At 73.1% G+C, this 18,396-nt stretch carries 18 protein-coding genes; 8 read left to right on the forward strand and 10 right to left on the reverse strand.

Annotation, left to right across the window (positions count from 1 at the left end; all coding sequences use genetic code 11):
• Window positions 1-96: 96 nt before the first annotated feature.
• On the reverse strand, window positions 97-441 hold the full coding sequence (locus ACWEN6_RS23625; RefSeq protein ID WP_354920656.1) for a hypothetical protein: 345 nt from the start codon (window positions 439-441) through the stop codon (window positions 97-99).
• Window positions 442-523: 82 nt separating this feature from the next.
• A complete protein-coding gene (locus ACWEN6_RS23630; RefSeq protein WP_354921003.1) occupies window positions 524-1,657 on the reverse strand; it encodes an AMP-binding protein in 1,134 nt (377 codons plus the stop codon).
• A gap of 141 nt (window positions 1,658-1,798) precedes the next feature.
• Between ACWEN6_RS23630 and menB the strand changes: the two genes are divergently transcribed.
• From menB to ACWEN6_RS23645, 3 genes are all read left to right on the forward strand, one after another.
• Complete coding sequence (gene menB, locus ACWEN6_RS23635; RefSeq protein WP_354921000.1) at window positions 1,799-2,620, forward strand: 1,4-dihydroxy-2-naphthoyl-CoA synthase; 822 nt, start codon at window positions 1,799-1,801, stop codon at window positions 2,618-2,620.
• Window positions 2,621-2,697: 77 nt separating this feature from the next.
• The gene (menD, locus tag ACWEN6_RS23640) at window positions 2,698-4,353 is read left to right on the forward strand and encodes a 2-succinyl-5-enolpyruvyl-6-hydroxy-3-cyclohexene-1-carboxylic-acid synthase (RefSeq protein ID WP_354920653.1); all 1,656 of its coding nucleotides are present in this window, start codon (window positions 2,698-2,700) and stop codon (window positions 4,351-4,353) included.
• 61 nt (window positions 4,354-4,414) lie between these two features.
• The gene (locus tag ACWEN6_RS23645; protein ID WP_354920650.1) at window positions 4,415-5,113 is read left to right on the forward strand and encodes a DedA family protein; all 699 of its coding nucleotides are present in this window, start codon (window positions 4,415-4,417) and stop codon (window positions 5,111-5,113) included.
• Here ACWEN6_RS23645 and ACWEN6_RS23650 read toward each other — a convergent pair.
• Window positions 5,080-5,820 (reverse strand): GntR family transcriptional regulator, encoded by a 741-nt coding sequence (locus ACWEN6_RS23650; RefSeq protein ID WP_452572832.1) that lies wholly within the window; start codon window positions 5,818-5,820, stop codon window positions 5,080-5,082. The genes ACWEN6_RS23645 and ACWEN6_RS23650 overlap by 34 nt on opposite strands.
• Window positions 5,821-6,189: 369 nt before the next feature.
• Here ACWEN6_RS23650 and ACWEN6_RS23655 point away from each other — a divergent pair, with 369 nt between their 5' ends.
• From ACWEN6_RS23655 to ACWEN6_RS23665, 3 genes are read left to right on the forward strand one after another with little or no spacing between them, the layout of a single operon-like run.
• On the forward strand, window positions 6,190-7,182 hold the full coding sequence (locus ACWEN6_RS23655; RefSeq protein ID WP_354853880.1) for a sugar ABC transporter substrate-binding protein: 993 nt from the start codon (window positions 6,190-6,192) through the stop codon (window positions 7,180-7,182).
• Complete coding sequence (locus ACWEN6_RS23660; protein ID WP_354920644.1) at window positions 7,179-8,213, forward strand: ABC transporter permease; 1,035 nt, start codon at window positions 7,179-7,181, stop codon at window positions 8,211-8,213. Before ACWEN6_RS23655 ends, ACWEN6_RS23660 begins: the two co-directional genes overlap by 4 nt.
• Complete coding sequence (locus ACWEN6_RS23665; RefSeq protein WP_452572834.1) at window positions 8,210-9,061, forward strand: ATP-binding cassette domain-containing protein; 852 nt, start codon at window positions 8,210-8,212, stop codon at window positions 9,059-9,061. The genes ACWEN6_RS23660 and ACWEN6_RS23665 overlap by 4 nt, the downstream gene beginning before the upstream one ends.
• Window positions 9,062-9,090: 29 nt before the next feature.
• Here ACWEN6_RS23665 and ACWEN6_RS23670 read toward each other — a convergent pair whose 3' ends face one another.
• Window positions 9,091-10,320 (reverse strand): isochorismate synthase, encoded by a 1,230-nt coding sequence (locus ACWEN6_RS23670; protein WP_354920638.1) that lies wholly within the window; start codon window positions 10,318-10,320, stop codon window positions 9,091-9,093.
• A 233-nt stretch (window positions 10,321-10,553) separates the two neighbouring features.
• Here ACWEN6_RS23670 and ACWEN6_RS23675 point away from each other — a divergent pair, with 233 nt between their 5' ends.
• Window positions 10,554-11,489, forward strand: coding sequence for a GDSL-type esterase/lipase family protein (locus tag ACWEN6_RS23675; protein WP_452572836.1), 936 nt, complete (start codon window positions 10,554-10,556; stop codon window positions 11,487-11,489).
• A gap of 84 nt (window positions 11,490-11,573) precedes the next feature.
• Here the strand turns inward: ACWEN6_RS23675 and ACWEN6_RS23680 are convergent, their stop codons facing one another.
• From ACWEN6_RS23680 to ACWEN6_RS23700, 5 genes are all read right to left on the reverse strand, one after another.
• On the reverse strand, window positions 11,574-11,870 hold the full coding sequence (locus ACWEN6_RS23680) for a hypothetical protein (RefSeq protein ID WP_452572838.1): 297 nt from the start codon (window positions 11,868-11,870) through the stop codon (window positions 11,574-11,576).
• A gap of 173 nt (window positions 11,871-12,043) precedes the next feature.
• Window positions 12,044-12,649: a response regulator transcription factor gene (locus tag ACWEN6_RS23685; RefSeq protein ID WP_354853891.1), complete on the reverse strand. Its 606-nt coding sequence runs from the start codon at window positions 12,647-12,649 to the stop codon at window positions 12,044-12,046.
• Complete coding sequence (locus ACWEN6_RS23690) at window positions 12,646-13,797, reverse strand: sensor histidine kinase (RefSeq protein WP_452572840.1); 1,152 nt, start codon at window positions 13,795-13,797, stop codon at window positions 12,646-12,648. The genes ACWEN6_RS23685 and ACWEN6_RS23690 overlap by 4 nt, the downstream gene beginning before the upstream one ends.
• 49 nt (window positions 13,798-13,846) lie before the next feature.
• On the reverse strand, window positions 13,847-14,572 hold the full coding sequence (locus tag ACWEN6_RS23695) for an ABC transporter permease (protein ID WP_354920626.1): 726 nt from the start codon (window positions 14,570-14,572) through the stop codon (window positions 13,847-13,849).
• Window positions 14,572-15,510 carry an ABC transporter ATP-binding protein gene (locus ACWEN6_RS23700; protein WP_354920623.1) on the reverse strand — a complete coding sequence of 313 codons (939 nt, stop codon included), beginning with the start codon at window positions 15,508-15,510 and terminating at the stop codon, window positions 14,572-14,574. Before ACWEN6_RS23700 ends, ACWEN6_RS23695 begins: the two co-directional genes overlap by 1 nt.
• A 229-nt stretch (window positions 15,511-15,739) precedes the next feature.
• Between ACWEN6_RS23700 and ACWEN6_RS23705 the strand changes: the two genes are divergently transcribed.
• Window positions 15,740-16,369 (forward strand): hypothetical protein, encoded by a 630-nt coding sequence (locus ACWEN6_RS23705; protein ID WP_452572842.1) that lies wholly within the window; start codon window positions 15,740-15,742, stop codon window positions 16,367-16,369.
• 319 nt (window positions 16,370-16,688) lie between these two features.
• Here the strand turns inward: ACWEN6_RS23705 and ACWEN6_RS23710 are convergent, their stop codons facing one another.
• Window positions 16,689-18,152, reverse strand: coding sequence for an arabinofuranosidase catalytic domain-containing protein (locus ACWEN6_RS23710; RefSeq protein WP_452572844.1), 1,464 nt, complete (start codon window positions 18,150-18,152; stop codon window positions 16,689-16,691).
• Window positions 18,153-18,396: the final 244 nt, after the last annotated feature.

Here is an 18,396-nt window from a genome sequence, read left to right on the forward strand (position 1 = left end):
TTCTTTCCTCGCCCCGGGGTGGTGTTAACGGTCCCTGTGCGGCTGGGTGGGGGGCCGCCGTACGGCGGCCCGCCTCCCGCGACGGCTCGTGCGGCCTTACTTGGGCTTCTTCTCCCCGGTGAGCACGGGGATGGGGAGAGGCTCGGCCTCTTCCAGGCGCTTCTCGGTCCAGTACTCGGCGACCTTCTTGGGATCGCGGTTCATCTGGTCGTCGACGAAGACCGACGGCGCGCTCGTGGGTTCCGCGTTGGCCGGGACGCCGGGCCCGGGGATCTGGCCGGGTGCCTCGCCCGGAGCGTAGGTCGTCGAGCTCTCGCTCGTCCGGCCGGCCTTCTCGGACTCGACCCGTCCCGTGGCGGCGGCGGCCGCGACGGATATCCCCCCGACGAGGACCGCTCCCACCACTCCGGCGGAGATCCACATCTTGCGGGTTGGGTTCATCAAGGCGTCCTTCCTAGATCCACTGCTGTCGGTATGACGCGCTGGATGCGGCGTACGGTTCCCCTTCGACGCGACATTGTGGTCAACGAACCTCTCTTGCGCCACCAAACCCGGAAATATCACGTCGTATGGCGACAAGATCGTGTTTGCCGTTCGGCAGCAGCGGCAGCCGGTCGCGCACCGCCAGCGCCCGCGGCGCCGCGTACCCCGGCAGGCGCTCCTTCACCAGGGCGCGCAGCTCACCCAGCGCCGGGGGAGCGGCCGGGTCGGCGGCCACCACCACCGCGACGACCTCCTCGCCCCACTCGTGGTGCGGCCGCCCGACGACGACGGCGTCGCGGACCCCCGGATGGCCGGACAGGACGCCCGCCACCGTCCCGGCGACCACCTTGCGCCCCCCGGTGTTGATCACGTCGTCGGCGCGGCCCACCACGCGCAGCCGGCCCTCCTCCAGCGTGCCGAGGTCGGAGGTGAGGTACCAGCCGTCCCGCAGCGACGCGGCGGTCAGGTCGGGGCGCAGCCGGTAGCCGGAGAACAGCACGGGCCCGGAGAGGCGCACCCGCCCGTCCGGCCCGACCGCGGCGCCCACCCCGTCCAGCGGGACGCCGTCGTAGACGCACCCGCCGCACGTCTCGCTCATGCCGTAGGTGGTCACCACGCGCGCTCCGGCGGCGCGCGCCTCCGCAAGCAGGCCGGGCGGCGGGGCGGCGCCGCCGAGGAGGATCGTGCGGAAGGCCGACAGGTCGGCGCCGATGTCGATCAAGCGTCTGAGCTGCGTCGGGACCAGCGACACGTGGTCGGCGCCGCTGGCGGCCACCGCCTCGGGCGAGAACCGCTCGTGGATCAGGGGCGCCGCGCCGCCCAGCAGCGAGCGCACCAGCACCGCCAGCCCCGACACGTGCGAGACGGGCAGGCAGCACAGCCACCGCTCGCCCGGCCGGGCGCCGAGGCGGGCCAGCGAGGCCGCGGCCGAGGCGGTCAGGGCGCCGGCGGTCAGCTCGGCCCCCTTGGGGACGCCCGTCGAGCCGCTCGTCGCGATGATCACCGCGGTGTCCCCGGACGCGGGGACCCCGCCCTCCCGGGGCCGCACCCCGCCGGCGGTCACCACATGGGTCGGGCGCAGCGCCTCCAGTGCCTCCCGCAGCGCCGGGGCCGGCAGCTCCGGAGCCAGGGGCAGCACGGCGGGGCCGCCGTCGAGCAACGCCCGGCGAACCATGCCGAACAGGTCGGGACCGGGAGGGAGGACCACCGCGTGCACAGGACGCTCACTCACGGTCGTAAGGTTAGTCCCGATGAGAGGGGTCCCGGCCGTGCCCTGCCGGGCGACGCGCAGGTGAGTGGAGGAGCGAGCGTGACCGTGAGCACTGTCGACTGGAAGCGGTCCGGTGACTACGAGGACATCATCTACGAGACGGCCGACGGCATCGCGAAGATCACGATCAACCGCCCCGAGCGGCGCAACGCCTTCCGCCCGACCACCCTCTTCGAACTCCAGCACGCGTTCAACGCCGCCCGCGACGACGGCGAGGTCGGCGTGGTCGTCCTCACCGGCGCCGGCACCGAGGCGTTCTGCTCCGGCGGCGACCAGAAGATCCGCGGCGACGACGGCTACGTCGGCCCCGACGGCATCGGCCGGCTCAACGTGCTGGACCTGCAGATCCAGATCCGCCGCCTGCCCAAGCCGGTCGTCGCCATGGTCGCCGGGTACGCCGTGGGCGGCGGCCACGTGCTGCACGTCTGCTGCGACCTCACCATCGCCGCCGACAACGCCGTGTTCGGCCAGACCGGCCCCAAGGTCGGCTCCTTCGACGGCGGATACGGCGCGTGGCTGCTCGCCGAGACCGTGGGGCTGAAGAAGGCCCGCGAGATCTGGTACCTGTGCCGCTTCTACAACGCGCAGGAGGCCCTGGACATGGGCCTGGTCAACACGGTCGTCCCGCTGGAGCGGCTGGAGGAGGAGACCGTCCAGTGGTGCCGCGAGATGCTGGACAAGTCGCCGCTGGCCCTGCGCATGCTCAAGGGCGCCATCAACGCCGTCAGCGACGGCGCGGCCGGCATGCAGCAGTTCGCCGGTGACGCCACCCTGCTGTACTACATGAGCGAAGAGGCCCAGGAGGGCCGCGACGCCTTCAAGGAGAAGCGCCGCCCCGACTTCTCCCGCTTCCCGCGCCGCCCCTAGATGAGGGCCTTCCCCCTTCCCCCGCGCGCCCGTCCCGCCGGGCGGGCCGCCCGGCAGGTCCCGTTCGAGGAGGGCAGGTGAACCCCGCCACCGCGCTGTCCGGCGTCCTGGTCGACGAGCTGGTGCGCTGCGGGCTGACCGAGGTGGTGCTGGCTCCCGGCTCCCGCTCGGCGCCGCTGGCCATCGCGGCGCACGGCGACCCGCGCGTGCGCCTGCACGTGCGCATCGACGAGCGGTCGGCGTCGTTCCTGGCCCTGGGCCTGGCCCGCAGGTCCGAGCGGCCGGTCGCGCTGGTGTGCACCTCCGGCACCGCCGCCGCCAACTTCCACCCCGCGGTGATCGAGGCCCACGAGTCGGGCGTCCCGCTGCTGGTGCTGACCGCCGACCGCCCGCCCGAGCTGCGCGCCACCGGGGCCAGCCAGACCATCGACCAGATCAAGCTGTACGGGTCGTCGGTCCGCTGGTTCAGCGAGATCGGCGTGCCCGAGGAGCGGCCGGGCCAGGTCGCGTACTGGCGGTCGCTGGCCGGCCGCGCCTACCAGCGCGCCCTCGGGCCCGGCGACCCCGGCCCGGTCCACCTGAACGTGGCCTTCCGCGAGCCGCTGGTCCCCGACGGCGACACCTCCTGGTGCGAGCCGCTGGAGGGCGGCGCGGCCGGGCCCTGGGTGCGCGCCCGGGTGGCCCCGCCCTCGGCGGGCCTGCACGTCTCGCCCACCCGCCGCGGCGTCCTGGTGGTCGGCGACGGCGCCTCCAACGTGCGCCGCTACGTCGCCGCCGCCGGAATGGCCGGTTGGCCGGTGCTGTCGGAACCCACCGGCGGGGCCAGGTACGGTGACCACGCCATCTCGGCCTACCACTTCCTGCTCGGCGCCCCCGAGTTCGCCGACGCCCACCGCCCCGACGTGGTCGTCACGCTCGGCCGGCCCAGCCTGTCGCGCCCCCTGCTGTCGTGGCTCACGCAGGCGCGCGAGCACATCGTCGTCGCCTCCGACCTGTCCCACTGGCCCGACCCCACCCGCTCGGCCACCCAGGTCGCCCAGGCCGTGGAGATCCCCGTCGCGGCCGGCGACGACGGCTGGCTGTGGTCCTGGCGCAACGCCGAGGCCGCCGCGCGCGCCGCCGTCGACGCCGTGCTGGACGAGGCCGAGCTGAGCGAGCCGCGCCTGGCCAGAGACCTGGCCGAGGCGCTGCCCAACAACGCCCTGCTGTTCTGCGGGTCCTCCATGCCCATCAGGAACCTCGACCAGGCCATGCGCCCCCGGCGCGGTGTGCGGCTGCTGGCCAACCGCGGCGCCTCGGGCATCGACGGGCTGGTGTCCACCGCGATGGGCGCCGCGCTCGCCCACAACGGGCCCTCCTACGCCCTCATCGGCGACCTCACCCTGCTGCACGACCAGAACGGCCTGGTGCTCGGCCCCCGCGAGCCCCGGCCCGACCTGTGCCTGGTCGTCGTCAACAACGACGGCGGCGGCATCTTCTCGCTGCTGCCGCAGGCGGCGCTGCCCGACTCCTTCGAGCGGGTCTTCGGCACTCCGCACGGGGTGAACCTGTCCTACCTCGCCGCCGCCACGGGCACCCCGCACACCCTGCTGTCCTCCATCGGCGACCTGCCCAAGGCCATCCGGGGAGAGGGCCCCCGCATCGTGGAGGTGCGCACCGACCGGGCGGAGAACGCCCGCGTCCACGCGGCCATGCGCGAGGCCGCCCACGCGGCCCTCAGGGATCTCCCTTAGAAGTCCCCGATGTTTCCCGCGCACGCCAAGAGAGGGCATCCCACCGCATAAAGTGTGAGCCATGCATGTCGAGGAATGGCTCCAGGCGATCCCCCCGCTGTGGATCTGCGTGATCGTCGGCGTGGTGATCGGTGTCGAGAGCCTCGGCATCCCGCTGCCCGGCGAGATCGTCCTGGTCAGCGCCGCGCTGCTGTCGGCGCAGCACGTCGTCAGCCCGGTGTGGGTCGGGGTGTGCGCGAGCGCCGGGGCCATCATCGGCGACTCGATCGGGTACGTCATCGGCCGCAAGGGCGGGCAGCCGCTGTTCGACCGGCTGGCCAGACGCTTTCCCAAGCATTTCGGCCCCGGGCACATCGCCAAGGCCGAGAAGGCCTTCGACCGGTGGGGCATGTGGGCGGTGTTCTTCGGCCGCTTCATCGCGCTGCTGCGCATCCTGGCCGGGCCGCTGGCCGGGGCGTTGCGCATGCCCTACTGGCGGTTCCTGATCGCCAACGTCCTGGGCGGCATCACCTGGGCGGGCGGCACCACCGCCGTCATCTACTACCTGGGCATCGTCGCCGACCGCTGGCTCAAGGGCTTCTCGTGGGTCGGCCTGGTCGTCGCCGTGCTGTTCGGCTGCGCCACCACGCTGTACATCAAGCGCCGAGCCGGGCGGGCGTCCGAGCCCGATGAGCCGGACCAGGCGGCCGAGACCGCCGGGACCGCCGAGACGACCGGGACCGCCCCTCAGCGTTCGATCAGCGTGACCTCCAGCGAGTAGTGCGAGGCCCGGTAGACGTGCGAGCCGTGCTCGACGGCCCTGCCCTGGTCGTCGTAGGTCGTGCGCACCATCGTCAGCAGCGGCGCCCCCCGGCGCTCGTCCAGCAGACGCGCCTCCGCGGGGGTGGCCGCGCGGGCGCCGATGCGCTGGTTGGCCACCCGCATGCGCACCCCGGCCGAACGCAGCAGCTCGTACAGGCCGCGTTCCTCGAGGGACCTCGCGCTCAGCGGCCCGAGACCCGCCGGCAGCCAGTTGTGCAGCAAGGCCAGCGGCTCGCCCGCGGCGTAGCGCACCCGCTCCAGGCGCAGCACCTCGGTGCCGGGCGGCACGCCGAGGACCGCGGCGATCTCGTCGGAGGCGCCGATGGGCTCCAGGGAGAGCACCTTGGTGCCCGGCTCCTGACCGGCCCGGCGCAGGTCGTCGTACAGGCTGGTCAGCTCGACCGTGCGCTTCACCTGGCCGTGCACCACCTGGGTGCCGACGCCGCGTTTGCGCACGAGCAGGCCCTTGTCCACGAGATACTGGATGGCCTGGCGGATGGTCGGGCGCGACAGCCCGAGCCGGTCGGCGAGCAGGATCTCGTTGTCGAGCCGGGACCCGGGCACCAGGTCGCCCCGGCGGATCGCCTCGGCGATCTGCTCGGCCACCTGGAAGTAGAGCGGCACCGGGCTGGAGCGATCGAGGTCGATGTCGAGTCGAGTGCCCATGCCTTCTCCCGGCTCGGTGACTGATCGCTGTGGAACGAGGCTAGCGGACATCAGAATGTCCTGACAAATATTGACGCCGGGGAAGTGCCCATGTCAGACGGGTACCTCCGGGTGGCCGGCGGTGCCAGACGGGCGCCCGGCGCCGCCGACGGCCGTGTCAGGTCACCGCGGGACGCCGTCGTGCGCGCCTGCTCGCCGGTGTGGACGGCCCCAGCCCCGGCGCGGCCCCCTGACCTGGCGTACTGGCGAGGACTGCCGATGGGTCATACATCCGAATGTCACGACAAATTATTGACAGGCAGGTTACCTGAGGTTACAAACTCTGGCATGCGGCCGATCCCGACCCCCGGGACGGTGCGGGAGGTGACCATGAGGTTGACCACACGCCTGGTTGCGGCGACGGCTCTGGCGACACTGGCGCTCGGCGGGTGCTCCGGCGGCGACCCGACCACCCCGGCGGCCGGTGGCGCCCCGGCGTCGGCGGCGGCGGGCGCACAGGACGGCGGCGGGACCTTCGCCGTGATCACTCACGGCGCTCCCGGCGACGCGTTCTGGGACGTCGTCAAGAACGGCGCCGAGGCCGCCGGCAAGCGGTACGGCGCCACGGTGACCTACCAGGGCGACGGCGACCCGGCCAAGCAGGCGCAGCTCATCGACCAGGCCGTCAGCCAGAAGGTCGACGGCGTGGTGGTCTCCATGGCCAACCCCGACGCGCTGAAGGAGGCCATCGGCAAGGCGGTCGCCGCCAAGATCCCGGTCGTCACCATCAACTCCGGCGCCGACAGCTCCAAGGAGTTCGGCGCCATCACCCACGTCGGGCAGTCGGAGGAGGTCGCCGGGCGCGGCGCGGGGGAGAAGCTCAAGGCCGCGGGCGTCACCAAGCTCCTGTGCGTCATCCACGAGGCGGGCAACGTCGGCCTGGACCAGCGGTGCAACGGCGCCACCGCGACCCTCGGCGGCACCGTCGAACGGCTCCAGGTGGACGTGAGCAACCTCGCCGACGCCACCTCCAAGATCAAGGCCAAGCTCCAGAGCGACGCCTCGGTCAACGGCGTGCTGGCCCTCAACCCGGCGGTCGCCATCGCCGCCCGCGACGCGATCCAGGACGGCGGCTCCAAGGCCGAGCTGGCCACCTTCGACCTGTCGGCCGACGTCGTCGACGCCATCGAGGCCGGAGAGATCCTGTTCGCCGTCGACCAGCAGCAGTACCTGCAGGGCTGGCTGCCGATCACCTTCCTGTACCTGTACAAGAACAACCTCAACACCGTCGGCGGCGGCCTGCCCGTCAACACCGGCCCTGGGTTCGTGACCAAGGAGAACGCGGCCCAGGTCGCCAAGCTCGCCCAGGGCGGCACCCGGTGACCAGTCTCACCGCCGACGAGCGCGTCGCGGGCTCCGGGCGGGCCCGGCGCCTGCTGATCCGCCCGGAACTCGGCTCGGTGGTCGGCGCGGTCGCGGTCTTCGCCTTCTTCTCCGCCCAGTCGGCCGTCTTCCGGTCGGCCGACGGGGTGGCCAACTGGCTCGACCCGGCCTCCACGCTGGGCATCATGGCCGTCGCCATCGCCCTGCTCATGATCGGCGGCGAGTTCGACCTGTCGGCCGGCGTGCTCACCGGCACGACGGGGCTGGTGATGGTGACCCTGGCCACCAGGTTCGGCTGGAACGTGTGGGCCGCCATGCTCGCCGGCCTGGCGCTGGCGCTGGCGATCGGTTTCGCCAACGGCCTGCTGGTGGTGCGCACCCGGCTGCCGAGCTTCATCGTCACCCTCGGCACCTTCCTGATGCTGCAAGGGCTCAACCTCGGGGTCACCAAGGCCATCACCGGCACCGTGCAGGTGAGCGGGCTGCGCAGGGCCGAGGGCTACCAGGGCGCGCGCGCCCTGCTGGCCGGCTCGGTCAGCGCCGGCGGGGTGGACTTCCGGGTGGCCATCTTCTGGTGGATCGGCGTCACCGTCCTGGCGACGTGGGTCCTCATGCGCACCAGGGCGGGCAACTGGATCTTCGCGGTGGGCGGCGACGAGCAGGCGGCGCGGGCCGTCGGCGTGCCCGCCGCGCGCACCAAGATCGCGCTGTTCATGACCACGGCCACCGCCGCCTGGCTGGTCGGCTCGATCATGGCGCTGCGCTTCACCTCGGTCCAGGCCAACGCCGGCATCGGCCAGGAGTTCATCTACATCATCGCCGCGGTGATCGGCGGATGCCTGCTGACCGGCGGATACGGCTCGGCGGTCGGCGCCTCCATCGGTGCGGTGATCTTCGGGATGGCCGACAAGGGCATCGTGTTCGCCGGGTGGGACGCCGACTGGTTCAAGTTCTTCCTGGGCGCGATGCTGCTGCTGGCCACCTTGGCCAACCGCCTGGTGCGCCGCTACGCCGAGGAGGTCAGGCGATGACGCCGGACACCGTGCCCGCGAGCCGGCCGGGCGCCGCGGCCGCGCCGCTGCTGGAGGTCCGCGACATCGGCAAGACCTTCGGCGGCGTCATCGCCCTGCGGGGCGTGTCGATGCTCGTGCGCGCGGGCGAGGTCACCTGCGTGCTGGGCGATAACGGCGCCGGCAAGTCGACGCTCATCAAGATCCTCGCCGGGGTCCACCAGCAGGACCAGGGCGAGTACCTGCTGGACGGCGTGCCGGTGCGGCTCGGCGGGCCCCGCGAGGCGCTGGACCGCGGCATCGCCACGGTCTACCAGGACCTGGCGATGATCCCGCTGATGTCGGTCTGGCGGAACTTCTTCCTCGGCTCCGAGCCGGTCACCGGACCGCTGCGCCGCTTCGACGTGGCGCGCGCCAGAAAGGTGGCGCGCGAGGAACTGCGCGCCATGGGCATCGACGTCCGCGACGTAGACCAGCCGGTCGGCACGCTGTCGGGCGGCGAGCGCCAGTCGGTCGCCATCGCCCGCGCGGTGTACTTCGGGGCGCGGGTGCTCATCCTGGACGAGCCGACCTCCGCCCTCGGCGTCAGACAGGCCGGGGTGGTGCTCCGCTACATCGCCAGGGCGCGCGACCGGGGCCTCGGCGTGGTGTTCATCACCCACAACCCCCACCACGCCTTCCCGGTGGGCGACCGCTTCCTGCTCCTCAACCGGGGCGCGAGCCTCGGGCGGTTCGACAGGGACGCCATCACCCGCGAAGAGCTGACCTCCCTGATGGCCGGCGGCGCCGAACTGGACGACCTCACCCACGAACTCGACCGCCACGCGGCCTCCCCGGCGGGCGGCCAGGACGACACCACGGGAGGCTGAGCGGGGGCGCGGAGGGCCGGCCGCGCGCCTCAGCTTTCCAGGGCGTGGCGCATGACGCGGAACTTGGCCTGGGCCTCGGCCAGCTCGGCCGCCGGGTCGGAGTCGCCCATGATGCCGCAGCCGGCGAACAGCCGCGCCCGGCGTCCCTGGATCTGGGCGCAGCGCAGCGCGATGCCCCACTCGCCGTCACCGCGCCCGTCGATCCACCCGACCGGGCCGGCGTACCCGCCGCGGTCCATGCCCTCCAGTTCGCGGATCACCTCCAGCGCGACGGGGGTCGGCGTGCCGCCGACCGCCGCCGTCGGGTGCATGGCGGCCACCACGTCGAGCACCGAGGCGCCGTCCGCCAGCCGGCCGCGCACCCGGCTGGCCAGGTGCTGCACGTTGGGCAGCACCAGCAGTTCGGGCTCGTCGGGCACGGTGAGCGAGGCGCACAGCGGCGTAAGAGTCTCGCGGACCGAGGCGACCGCGCAGGCGTGCTCGTAGCGGTCCTTGCGGGAGGCGAACAGGGCCGCCGCCTGGGCGCGGTCCTCCTCAGGGCCGGACCCGCGGTAGGTCGTGCCGGCCAGCACCAGCGACTCGACGGCCTTGCCGGTGTGCCGCACCAGCAACTCGGGGGTGGCCCCCACCAGGCCCGCGCAGGAGAAGGTGTAGCAGTCGGGGTAGGCCGAGGCCAGCCGCTCCAGCAGCAGGCGCACGTCGATGTCGCGCTCGGCGGTGGCGACCAGGTCGCGGGCGAGCACGACCTTCTCCAGCCGCCCCGACCTGATCTCGCCGACCGCGCGGCCCACGGCGTGCTGCCATCCGGGCGCGGTGAGCGAGCCGTCGCCGTAGACGACGCGGCCAGGGGAGGAGGGGGGCGCCATCAGCTCCATCGGCGGCTCGCCGATCGTGGTCAGCCACGCGCGGCCGTTCCTGCGGCCCAGCACGACGCGGGGGATCACCAGCACCGAGCCGGGGGCGTCGGGGTCGAAGGTGAACGAGCCGAACGCCACCGGGCCGGACCCGGGCACGCTCACGTCGTCGTCCACGCGGGCCTCGCCGAACGCCGTCGCCAGCCACGCCCTGGCCCAGTCGAAGCGGCCGGGACCGGGCGGCACCGTCACCCTGGCCGCCTCACCCCAGGCGACCAGGCCCTCGCCCCGGTGGACCCAGGCGTAAGGGGGAGCCTGTGGCAGTCGCGCGACCAGATCGCCGGTGTGATCGATGGGGATGGTGCGTACCAGCGGGGGGCGGGTTATCCCGAGCGCGACACTCACTCTGCCCACCTTATGCGGAATCTGAACACGTTCGACATCGGGTCCCCGTCTCACCGCCCCCGCCGGTCACGGGTGAGCGGGCGTCATCGGCGTCTACATACGCCTGCTTCGCTGTCAAGCCGCGATAGGAACTTGGTCAACGGTAGCAACGCCTTCCCCGGAGGTAATAGAGCGCACCCTTGCCGATCTCTACCTTGGGTTCTCGATCTCCCGCCCGGGATGGATCGTTCCAGGTGGAGGTGACCATGGTCCGCAAGATCGCGCTCGTTCTCGCCGCCGCGGTGGTGTGCGCGCCCGGCACGGCCGCCGCCGCCGCGGCCGCCGCCGAGCCGGTGCCGCCGGTGATGGCGGCGCTGGGCGACTCGATCAGCGCGGGCTTCAACGCGTGCGGCTGGTACGTCTCGTGCACCTCCCGGTCGTGGTCGGCCGGCGACCACCCCTCGGTGAACAGCCACTACCTGCGCCTGCTCGGCTACGGCCAGGCCGTCAAGGGCCACAACCTCAACTTCGCCGTCCCCGGCTCGACCAGCGCCGACCTGGCGGGGCAGGCGCAGAAGGCCGTGGCCGCCAAGGCCGCCTACGTCACCATCCTGATCGGCGCGCAGGATGCCTGCACGGCCACCGAGTCGCGCATGACGCCGGTGTCCACCTACCGCGCCCGGGTCGAGCGGGCGCTCGACGTGCTGGCCGCCGCCGGCGTCAAGGTGTTCGTGGCCAGCATCCCCGACCTCAAGAGGCTGTGGCGCATCGGCAAGGACAACGTCGTGGCCCGCGCCTTCTGGGCGCTCGGCCACATCTGCCCGGCGATGCTGACCGACGCCGACTCCATGGCGAAGAAGGACCAGGCCCGCCGCGACCGCGTCAGAGAACGCGTCGAGGACTACAACGAGGCGATGCGGCAGGCGTGCGCGGCCTACGGTCCGGGGTGCCGCTCCGACGAGGGCGCGGTGTTCGGCTACCCGTTCACCCTCGACCACATCAGCAAGTGGGACTACTTCCACCCCAACGCCGACGGCCAGCGCGCCCTCGCCCGGACCACCTTCCCGCACGGGTTCACCTGGCAGAAGTCCCCGCTCGGCCGCACCTCCGAGCCCGGCCCCGTGCCGCCCGTCCCCGACCCCCGCGCCCTCGCCACCTCCGGCACGCCCGCGTTCCCGGCCCGCGGGTGACCTTCCCTGTGCACCCGCGGGCATCGGGACGGGCCGGGGCCGCGGGTACCGAGGGCGACGACGGGCAGGCAGGCCCAGGGCGGGTCAGGGGGCGCCGGGGCGTGGCTGTGCCAGCACGGCGGCCAGGGCCCGTAGGGTGATGTTGCGGCCTGAGACCACGGCCACCATGCGTCCGTGCGGTGTCACCTTCCCGGCGAGCAGCGCGGCGACGGCCGCCGCGCTGGCGCCCTCGGCGGGCTGGAGACTCTCCAGCTTCAGCGCGGTGCCCGCCCCCGGGTCGACCGGGGTGGGAGCCAGGTGAGCGGCGACCAGGCGCCACGCGGTCCGCGTCTCTTCGGCCGTGGGAACGGCGACGGAGCGCGCCGGCGAAGGTGAGGTCATGCTTCGACCATGCGCCGGCGCCCGGAAGGCGTCCAGGGGCGCGCGCTCACGCCGAGCCCGAGCGTCTTGTCGTGCTCGACCCCGAGAAGCTTCCGCGTCGAAGGACGGCCGGTTCGCCGGGGCGTTCGAGCCGGTCGGCGCCTCGACGGTGCGAAGAGCGGCGCCGGACGGCGTCACAGCCAGCCGTTGTGGCGGGCGGCGGTGGCGGCCTCGATGCGGTTGCGGGTGCCGGTCTTGCCGATGGCGGCCGACAGGTAGTTGCGCACGGTGCTCTCCGACAGGTGCAGCCGCCGGGAGATGTCGGCGATGGTCGAGCCGTCGGCCGCGGCCGCCAGGACGTCGCGCTCGCGGTCGGTCAGCGGGCTCGGCCCCGCGCTCAGCGCGGCCGCCGCGAGCGCCGGGTCGATCACGCGCTCGCCTGCCAGGACGCGGCGCACGGCCGCCGCGAGCTCCTCTACCGGGCCGTCCTTGACCATGAACCCGTACGCGCCGGCCTCCATGGCCCTGCGCAGGTACCCGGGCCGCCCGAACGTCGTCAGAATCAGCACCCGGCACGACGGCAGGCGCTCGCGCAGGTCGGCGGCGGCGTCCAGCCCGCTGCGGCCGGGCATCTCGATGTCCAGCAGCGCCACGTCGGGCCGCTGCTCCAGCGCCGCGGCGACGACCTCCTCCCCGGAGGACACCTGGGCCACCACCTCGATGTCGTCCTCCAGACCGAGCAGCAGGGCGAGCGCTCCGCGCATCATGCCCTGGTCCTCGGCCAGCAGCACCCGGATCACCGGGCCTCCCGCGGCAGCGTGACCCGCAGGCGGAAGCCGCCGGAGGGCGGGTCGTCCACCTCGAGCAGCCCCCCGGCCGCCCTCACCCGCTCGCGCAGCCCGCGCAGCCCATGGCCGGTGTCCGCGCGGCGGGCGCCGCCCCGGCCGTCGTCGACGATCTCCAGCACCATGCCATTGTCGCCGGAGCCGAGGGTGATCTCGCACGCGTGCGCCCCGCTGTGGCGGATCAGGTTGGTCACCCCCTCGCGCACCGCCCAGCCGAGGAGCGCGTCGGTCTCGGGCGGCAGGTCGTCCACCGGCATGCGCGTGGTCAGGCGCACTCCGGCGCCGGACAGGACGGCGTGCGCCGACGCCAGTTCGGCGGCCAGGCCCCGACCCCGGTAGCCGGTGACGGCGGCGCGCACCTCCGCCAGGGCCTCGCGCCCGATGCGCTCGATGTCGCGGGCCTGCTCGGCGGCGGCCTCGACGTCGGCCGGCAGGACGCGGCGCACGGCCTCGGCCTTGACGACGACCACCGAGAGGGTGTGGCCGAGCAGGTCGTGCAGGTCGCGGGAGAAGCGCAGGCGCTCCTCGGCGACGGCCGTCCTGGCCAGCTCCTCACGGGTCTCGCGGAGCTGCGCGATCACCTCGAACAGTCTCAGTATGATCGCCGGGACGAGCCCGGCGGTGAAGGTGCCCCAGCCCAGTGCGAGCAGGGAGCCCCAGTCGAGGTCACCGCCGGAGAGCAGGCCGTCGTGGAAGGCCGTGACGCCGGTGGCCGCGACGATGGCCGCGCCCAGCACCGCGGCGACGCGTCCCATGCCCTTGACCGCGACCCCGCAGGCGATGGCGAACAAGGGGAACAGCAGGATGAAGGAGTCGTTCAGCAGGGAGAGCCACACGGTGAGCGCGCCCAGGGCCGGCAGCGGCAGGCGCTCGGCCCGGCGGGCGTCGGTGAACGCCAGCCTGACCGTCACCACGTACAGCACGGCCACGGCCGAGAGGCCCGGCGCGGTGACCCACACCGGCCGGGCCTCGCCCTGGACGACCTCCACCAGCGGGACGATCAGCAGCACCAGCCAGATCATGAAACCGTTGGCGTCGGGACCCTGCGCCGCGAACTCGGGGTCGGGACGGTCGTCGGGGCCCTCGCAGGTCCGCTCGTTCACCGGGACAACCTAGCCGCCGCGCGGGCGCGCCCGGCGCGAAGGGGCGCGCTCACGCCGCCCGGCCGGCGCGCCGGTAGCCGTACAGCGCGTAGGCGCCGAAGACGGCCAGCCAGCCGAGCAGGACGAGCACCGAGCGCGGGGACGGGGCTTGGCCGAAGGCGACGCGCCAGGACATGTCGGCGTATCCGTGGGTCGGCGTCCACTCCGAGATCGCCTTCAGCCAGCGGGGGAACCGGTCGGCCGGGATCCACAGCCCGCCGACCACGGCGAGCCCCATGCTGGCCGCGAAGTTGGCGATGCCCGCCGACTGCGAGGTGAGGCGGTAGCCGTTGCCGAGGCCGAACAGCGTGAACGGGATCGTGCCCGCCCACAGCAGGGCGATGATCGACGCCCACTGGCCCGGGCTGAGGGCCACGTGGTTGACCAGCGTGCCGGCCACGAGCACCGCGGCGATGGCCGGCACGACGACGACCATGCCGGTGATCGTCTTGCCCGCGACGACCGTGGCGGGGGCGAGGGGGGTGAGCCGCAGCTGGCGCACCCAGCCCAGCGCCTTGTCCTCGCCGAGGCCGGTGCCGTTGTTGAAGGCCGCGCCGATGCCACCGTAGGCGGCCATGCTGACCATGACGAACAACGCGACCTGCCTCTCGTCGCCCGGGGCCAGGCCGAGCGTGGTGAAGATCAGGTACATCACCACGGGCATCGCGACGCCGAAGATGAGGAAGGTGACGTCCCGCAGGACGCGCACCAGTTCGAGGCGGACGTAGCCGAGCATCAGGCGGCGCTCTCTTCCTCGGCCCCGCGGGCCGCGGTGGTGGGGGAGGGGGAGGCGGCGCCCCGGCCGGTCAGGGCGACGAAGGCGTCCTCCAGGTCGGCGGGGGAGACCTCCAGGTCGCGCACGGCCCGCGCCTCGGCGAGCGCCATGACGGTGGCGTCGGAGTCGGTGGTGCGCAGGTGGGCGCGCCGCCCGCGGATCTCGACCATGCTCACGCCGGGCAGGCGGCCCAGCCAGGAGGTCTCGCCGTCGACCGAGAGGCTGACGGTGGTGAGCGCGGCGACGCGCTTGATCTCCCTGCTGGTGCCGTCGGCGACCACCCGGCCCCGGTCGATCACCACGATGCGGTCGGCGTGCTCGTCGGCCTCCTCCAGGTAGTGGGTGGAGAACAGGATCGTCTTGCCCCGGGCGGCGTAGCGGCGCATGCCGTCCCAGAACTCGCGCCTGGCCTCCACGTCCAGCGCGGCGGTGGGCTCGTCCAGCACGATCAGGTCGGGGTCCCCGGCCAGGGCCAGGGCGAAGCGCACGCGTTGGGCCTGCCCGCCGGACAGCTTGTCCACCCGGCGTCCGGCCAGGTCGGTGAGCCGGGCGGTGGCCAGGACGTCGGCCACCGGAAGCGGGGCGGCGTAGGCGCCGGCGACGAAGGCGACCAGTTCGCGCACCGTCACCCTGGAGATCAGTCCGCCTTCCTGCGGCATGGCGCCCATGCGTCCCGCGCGCACGGCGGCGCTCGGGGCGCCGCCGAAGACCCGCACCCGCCCGGCGTCCGGGACGGTCAGGCCGAGCAGCATGCCGATCGTGGTCGACTTGCCGGCGCCGTTAGGGCCGAGAAGGGCCAGCGTCTGGCCCTGGGGGATGTCGAGGCTCAGTCCGTCGACGGCACGGACGGCCCCGAAGCTCTTGGTCACCTCTTCGAGTGACACGGCGTTCACGCTCATGTCCACGACGGTAGGGATCACGGCCCACCGGCCGGTAGGCACGCCGATCCGCCGTCCGCCAGGACAAAAGTACCGGTCGACTTCCTGTGATCTACATTGTAAAGGGGGTGGCCTGGGTACGCGCGTGAACACCGTGGACACCGCACGAACCCGGCGGGCATCATCGAGGGGAACACCGGCGGCCGGCCTGCGCAGGCCGACGGTGCGCGCCCGCGGAAGGACGAGCCCGGTGAGCAACCCCGACCAGACCTTGGCGGCCATCGACGACGTGCTCGCCGGCTGGGAGTCCGGCCCCGACGCCATGGTCTGGACCGCCGCGCCTCCCGAGGCCGCCGCCCCGGCCGGCCCCGCCCCTCGCGCCGGCCGGGAACCCGAGCCCGCGTACGGGGCGGCCGGCGGCGGCGTCGGATCCGCGTCGGGAAGGTCCGATGGGGGGTCTTCACCCGCGTCCGACACGTTCGGTGGCCGATCCGGGGCCTACGGTGGCGGGTCTGAGACGTTCGGTGGCGGGTCCAGGACGTCCGCCGGGGCGGTTTCGGGTGGACGCGCGGCCCGTCCGGTCGCGGTGATGCTCACCCAGGGGTTCGCCGTCTGGGCGCGGTCCCCGGCGGTGCGGCGCATGATCGCCTTCGCCCAGAGCCTGGAGGGCCAGGCCGTGGCCGAGGTCTGCGGGCGCCGCGGCGACGAGCGCGGCCTTCGCCCCTGCCTTTGCCTGTGCGCCACCCGGCACCGCGGGCGGGCGGGCATCTGCGACGGCGAGGCCGTCGGCACCCATCCCCACGAGTCGCTGACCACCGGCCTGGTCGAGGTGCCGATGTGCCGCCCCTGCCTGTCGGCGGACAGGCCCGCGACGCCATAGGGCTCTGCCTGCCCGAACGTTCACCGGGCCGGGCGCCGTAGGCGACGCCGGCACCGCCGACCCGGCGCAGACCACCTCCAGCGCGCGCCGGGAGAAGGCGGGTCGTCGGCCAGGACGCATGCGAACGGCGTCCGGTGGCCTTCATCCGCCCAAGCGGAGAACGAGGGGCGGGGACCTCCGTGCCCGTCCGCCGCCGTCGCCCTCCCTGGGCCGTGCCTGGGGAAGGCGGGCGAGCCGCCGCCTTCGCCGCACCGGCCGGGCGCCACGGGACGGCGTCCGGCCGGGGTTCCTTCCGAGGGCGGCTCTCACCGCTGAGGCGTCAGCTGCGCAGGCTCCACTGCTGGTTGGATCCGCCGTTGCAGGCCCAGAGGATGAGCTTGGTGCCGTTGGCCGTGGCCGCCGCGTTGGCGTCCAGGCACAGGCCGGACTGCACGCCGGTGATGGTGCCGTTGGAGTTGACGTTCCACTGCTGGTTGGTCTGGTTGTTGCAGTCCCAGATGATCACCTGGGTGCCGTTGGCGGTGCCCTGCCCGTTGGCGTCCAGGCACTTGTTGCCGTACACCTGCAGCTGCTTGCCCGAGGTGGAGGTGAACCGCTGGTTGGTGCCGCTCCCGCAGTCCCAGATCTGCACCTGGGTGCCGTTGGTGGTGCTGGAGTTCGGCACGTCGACGCACCGGCCCGACTGGCCGCCCACGATCTGGACGCCCTGCTGCGGGTTGCCGCCGCCCGACACCGCGTACCCGGCGGCGGTGATGTTGGCCTGGACGGCGTTCTCGGTGGCGTCGGAGGGATAGCCGGAGGTCATCACGCCCTCGTAGAAGGTGCCGGCGGCGCCGATGCTGTTGTCGCCGCCGATGCCCAGGATGATGGCCCCTTCCTTCTTCATCGGGTTGTAGCCCGACACGTTGGGCCGCACCCCGTTGTAGAAGGTGCCAAGGCTTCCCGACTGGGCGTTGCCGCCGCGGATGGCCCAGTGGTTGGGCTCGCCTTTGACGATCGCGGTCAGGAACCGGTGGCTGATGCTGGGGTCATTGGCGTTGTAGTGCTGGTTCACCCCGGAGAACAGGCCGTTCTCCAGGTCGGCCATGATCCACGGCCCGTTGCCCGCGCCGTAGCCCCACACCTTGATGTTGCCGAAGTAGATGGCCTCCATCGTGCCGTTGCCGTTGTCGCGGCTGTTGGTCTCGGCGTTGCCGTAGTCGAAACAGCAACCACCGTTGTAGTGCGTCCCGTCGAAGATGGCGTACATCCCCTCCGGCTGGTCGCCGGTCGCGATGCCCGAGGTCCGGTTGTTGCGGTAGCCGGTACCCGGGTTGACGTAGACGCCGTACGCCTTCTGCCCGCCCACCGTGACCGGCGCGGCGGTGGCGTTGGCCAGGTTGTCGTACCCGCCGGCGGCCGGGCCGGAGAACCCGCCGGGAGGCGCCTGGGTGAGGTGGTTACCGCGCCCTGACTGGTCGTAGATGATGGTGATCAGGCAGGTCGTGCCGGAGCAGAACGCGTCCTGCGTGGCGGCGTTGGCCACACCCCCCGCGCTGAGCGGGGCGACGTCCCGCGTGGTGTTGTCGGAGGATCGGCGCACCTGGTACAGCGGGCCGCTGTAGGCGCCGTACAGGGCTCGGGTCGTGCTGTGCGCCGCCACGCACGGCGTGCCGCCCGAGGCGTAGATGTCACACGGCTGCGACGTCGCGGCCTGGGCGGTGCCGGAGCCCACCAGGCCGGCGACGGCGAGCAGTACGCCGGCGCCCGTCACGGCGGCCTTTCTCAGGTTTCGCAGGAGCATGAGGACCTCTCTCGCTTGCGTGTTAGCGCTAACACCAGGTGGAAGGCTGATCCGTCCACTTTCACCGCGAATGAGAGGTGTCCGGTGCGCATCATCGCCAGGTCATTGTTAGCGTTAACAACGATCGGCGAGTCGGGGTGCCTCTTATTCAGGTGACCCGAGGGGGTGTGGCCCGCATCACACAGCACCTCAGGGGCCCCGTCAAGGGCGCGAGCCCGCGCACCCCCGCCGCTTCCTCCAGCCG

It is taken from the genome of Sphaerisporangium sp. NPDC004334 (assembly GCF_053602655.1).

What these genes read in the sequence shown, in the direction of transcription:
- ACWEN6_RS23625 (WP_354920656.1), bottom strand. Translation starts at nt 441, where the DNA reads ATGAACCCAACCCGCAAGATGTGGATCTCCGCCGGAGTGGTGGGAGCG.
- ACWEN6_RS23630 (WP_354921003.1), bottom strand. Translation starts at nt 1,657, where the DNA reads ATGGTTCGCCGGGCGTTGCTCGACGGCGGCCCCGCCGTGCTGCCCCTG.
- ACWEN6_RS23645 (WP_354920650.1), top strand. Translation starts at nt 4,415, where the DNA reads ATGCATGTCGAGGAATGGCTCCAGGCGATCCCCCCGCTGTGGATCTGC.
- ACWEN6_RS23650 (WP_452572832.1), bottom strand. Translation starts at nt 5,820, where the DNA reads ATGGGCACTCGACTCGACATCGACCTCGATCGCTCCAGCCCGGTGCCG.
- ACWEN6_RS23655 (WP_354853880.1), top strand. Translation starts at nt 6,190, where the DNA reads ATGAGGTTGACCACACGCCTGGTTGCGGCGACGGCTCTGGCGACACTG.
- ACWEN6_RS23665 (WP_452572834.1), top strand. Translation starts at nt 8,210, where the DNA reads ATGACGCCGGACACCGTGCCCGCGAGCCGGCCGGGCGCCGCGGCCGCG.
- ACWEN6_RS23680 (WP_452572838.1), bottom strand. Translation starts at nt 11,870, where the DNA reads ATGACCTCACCTTCGCCGGCGCGCTCCGTCGCCGTTCCCACGGCCGAA.
- ACWEN6_RS23695 (WP_354920626.1), bottom strand. Translation starts at nt 14,572, where the DNA reads ATGCTCGGCTACGTCCGCCTCGAACTGGTGCGCGTCCTGCGGGACGTC.
- ACWEN6_RS23700 (WP_354920623.1), bottom strand. Translation starts at nt 15,510, where the DNA reads ATGAGCGTGAACGCCGTGTCACTCGAAGAGGTGACCAAGAGCTTCGGG.
- ACWEN6_RS23710 (WP_452572844.1), bottom strand. Translation starts at nt 18,152, where the DNA reads ATGCTCCTGCGAAACCTGAGAAAGGCCGCCGTGACGGGCGCCGGCGTA.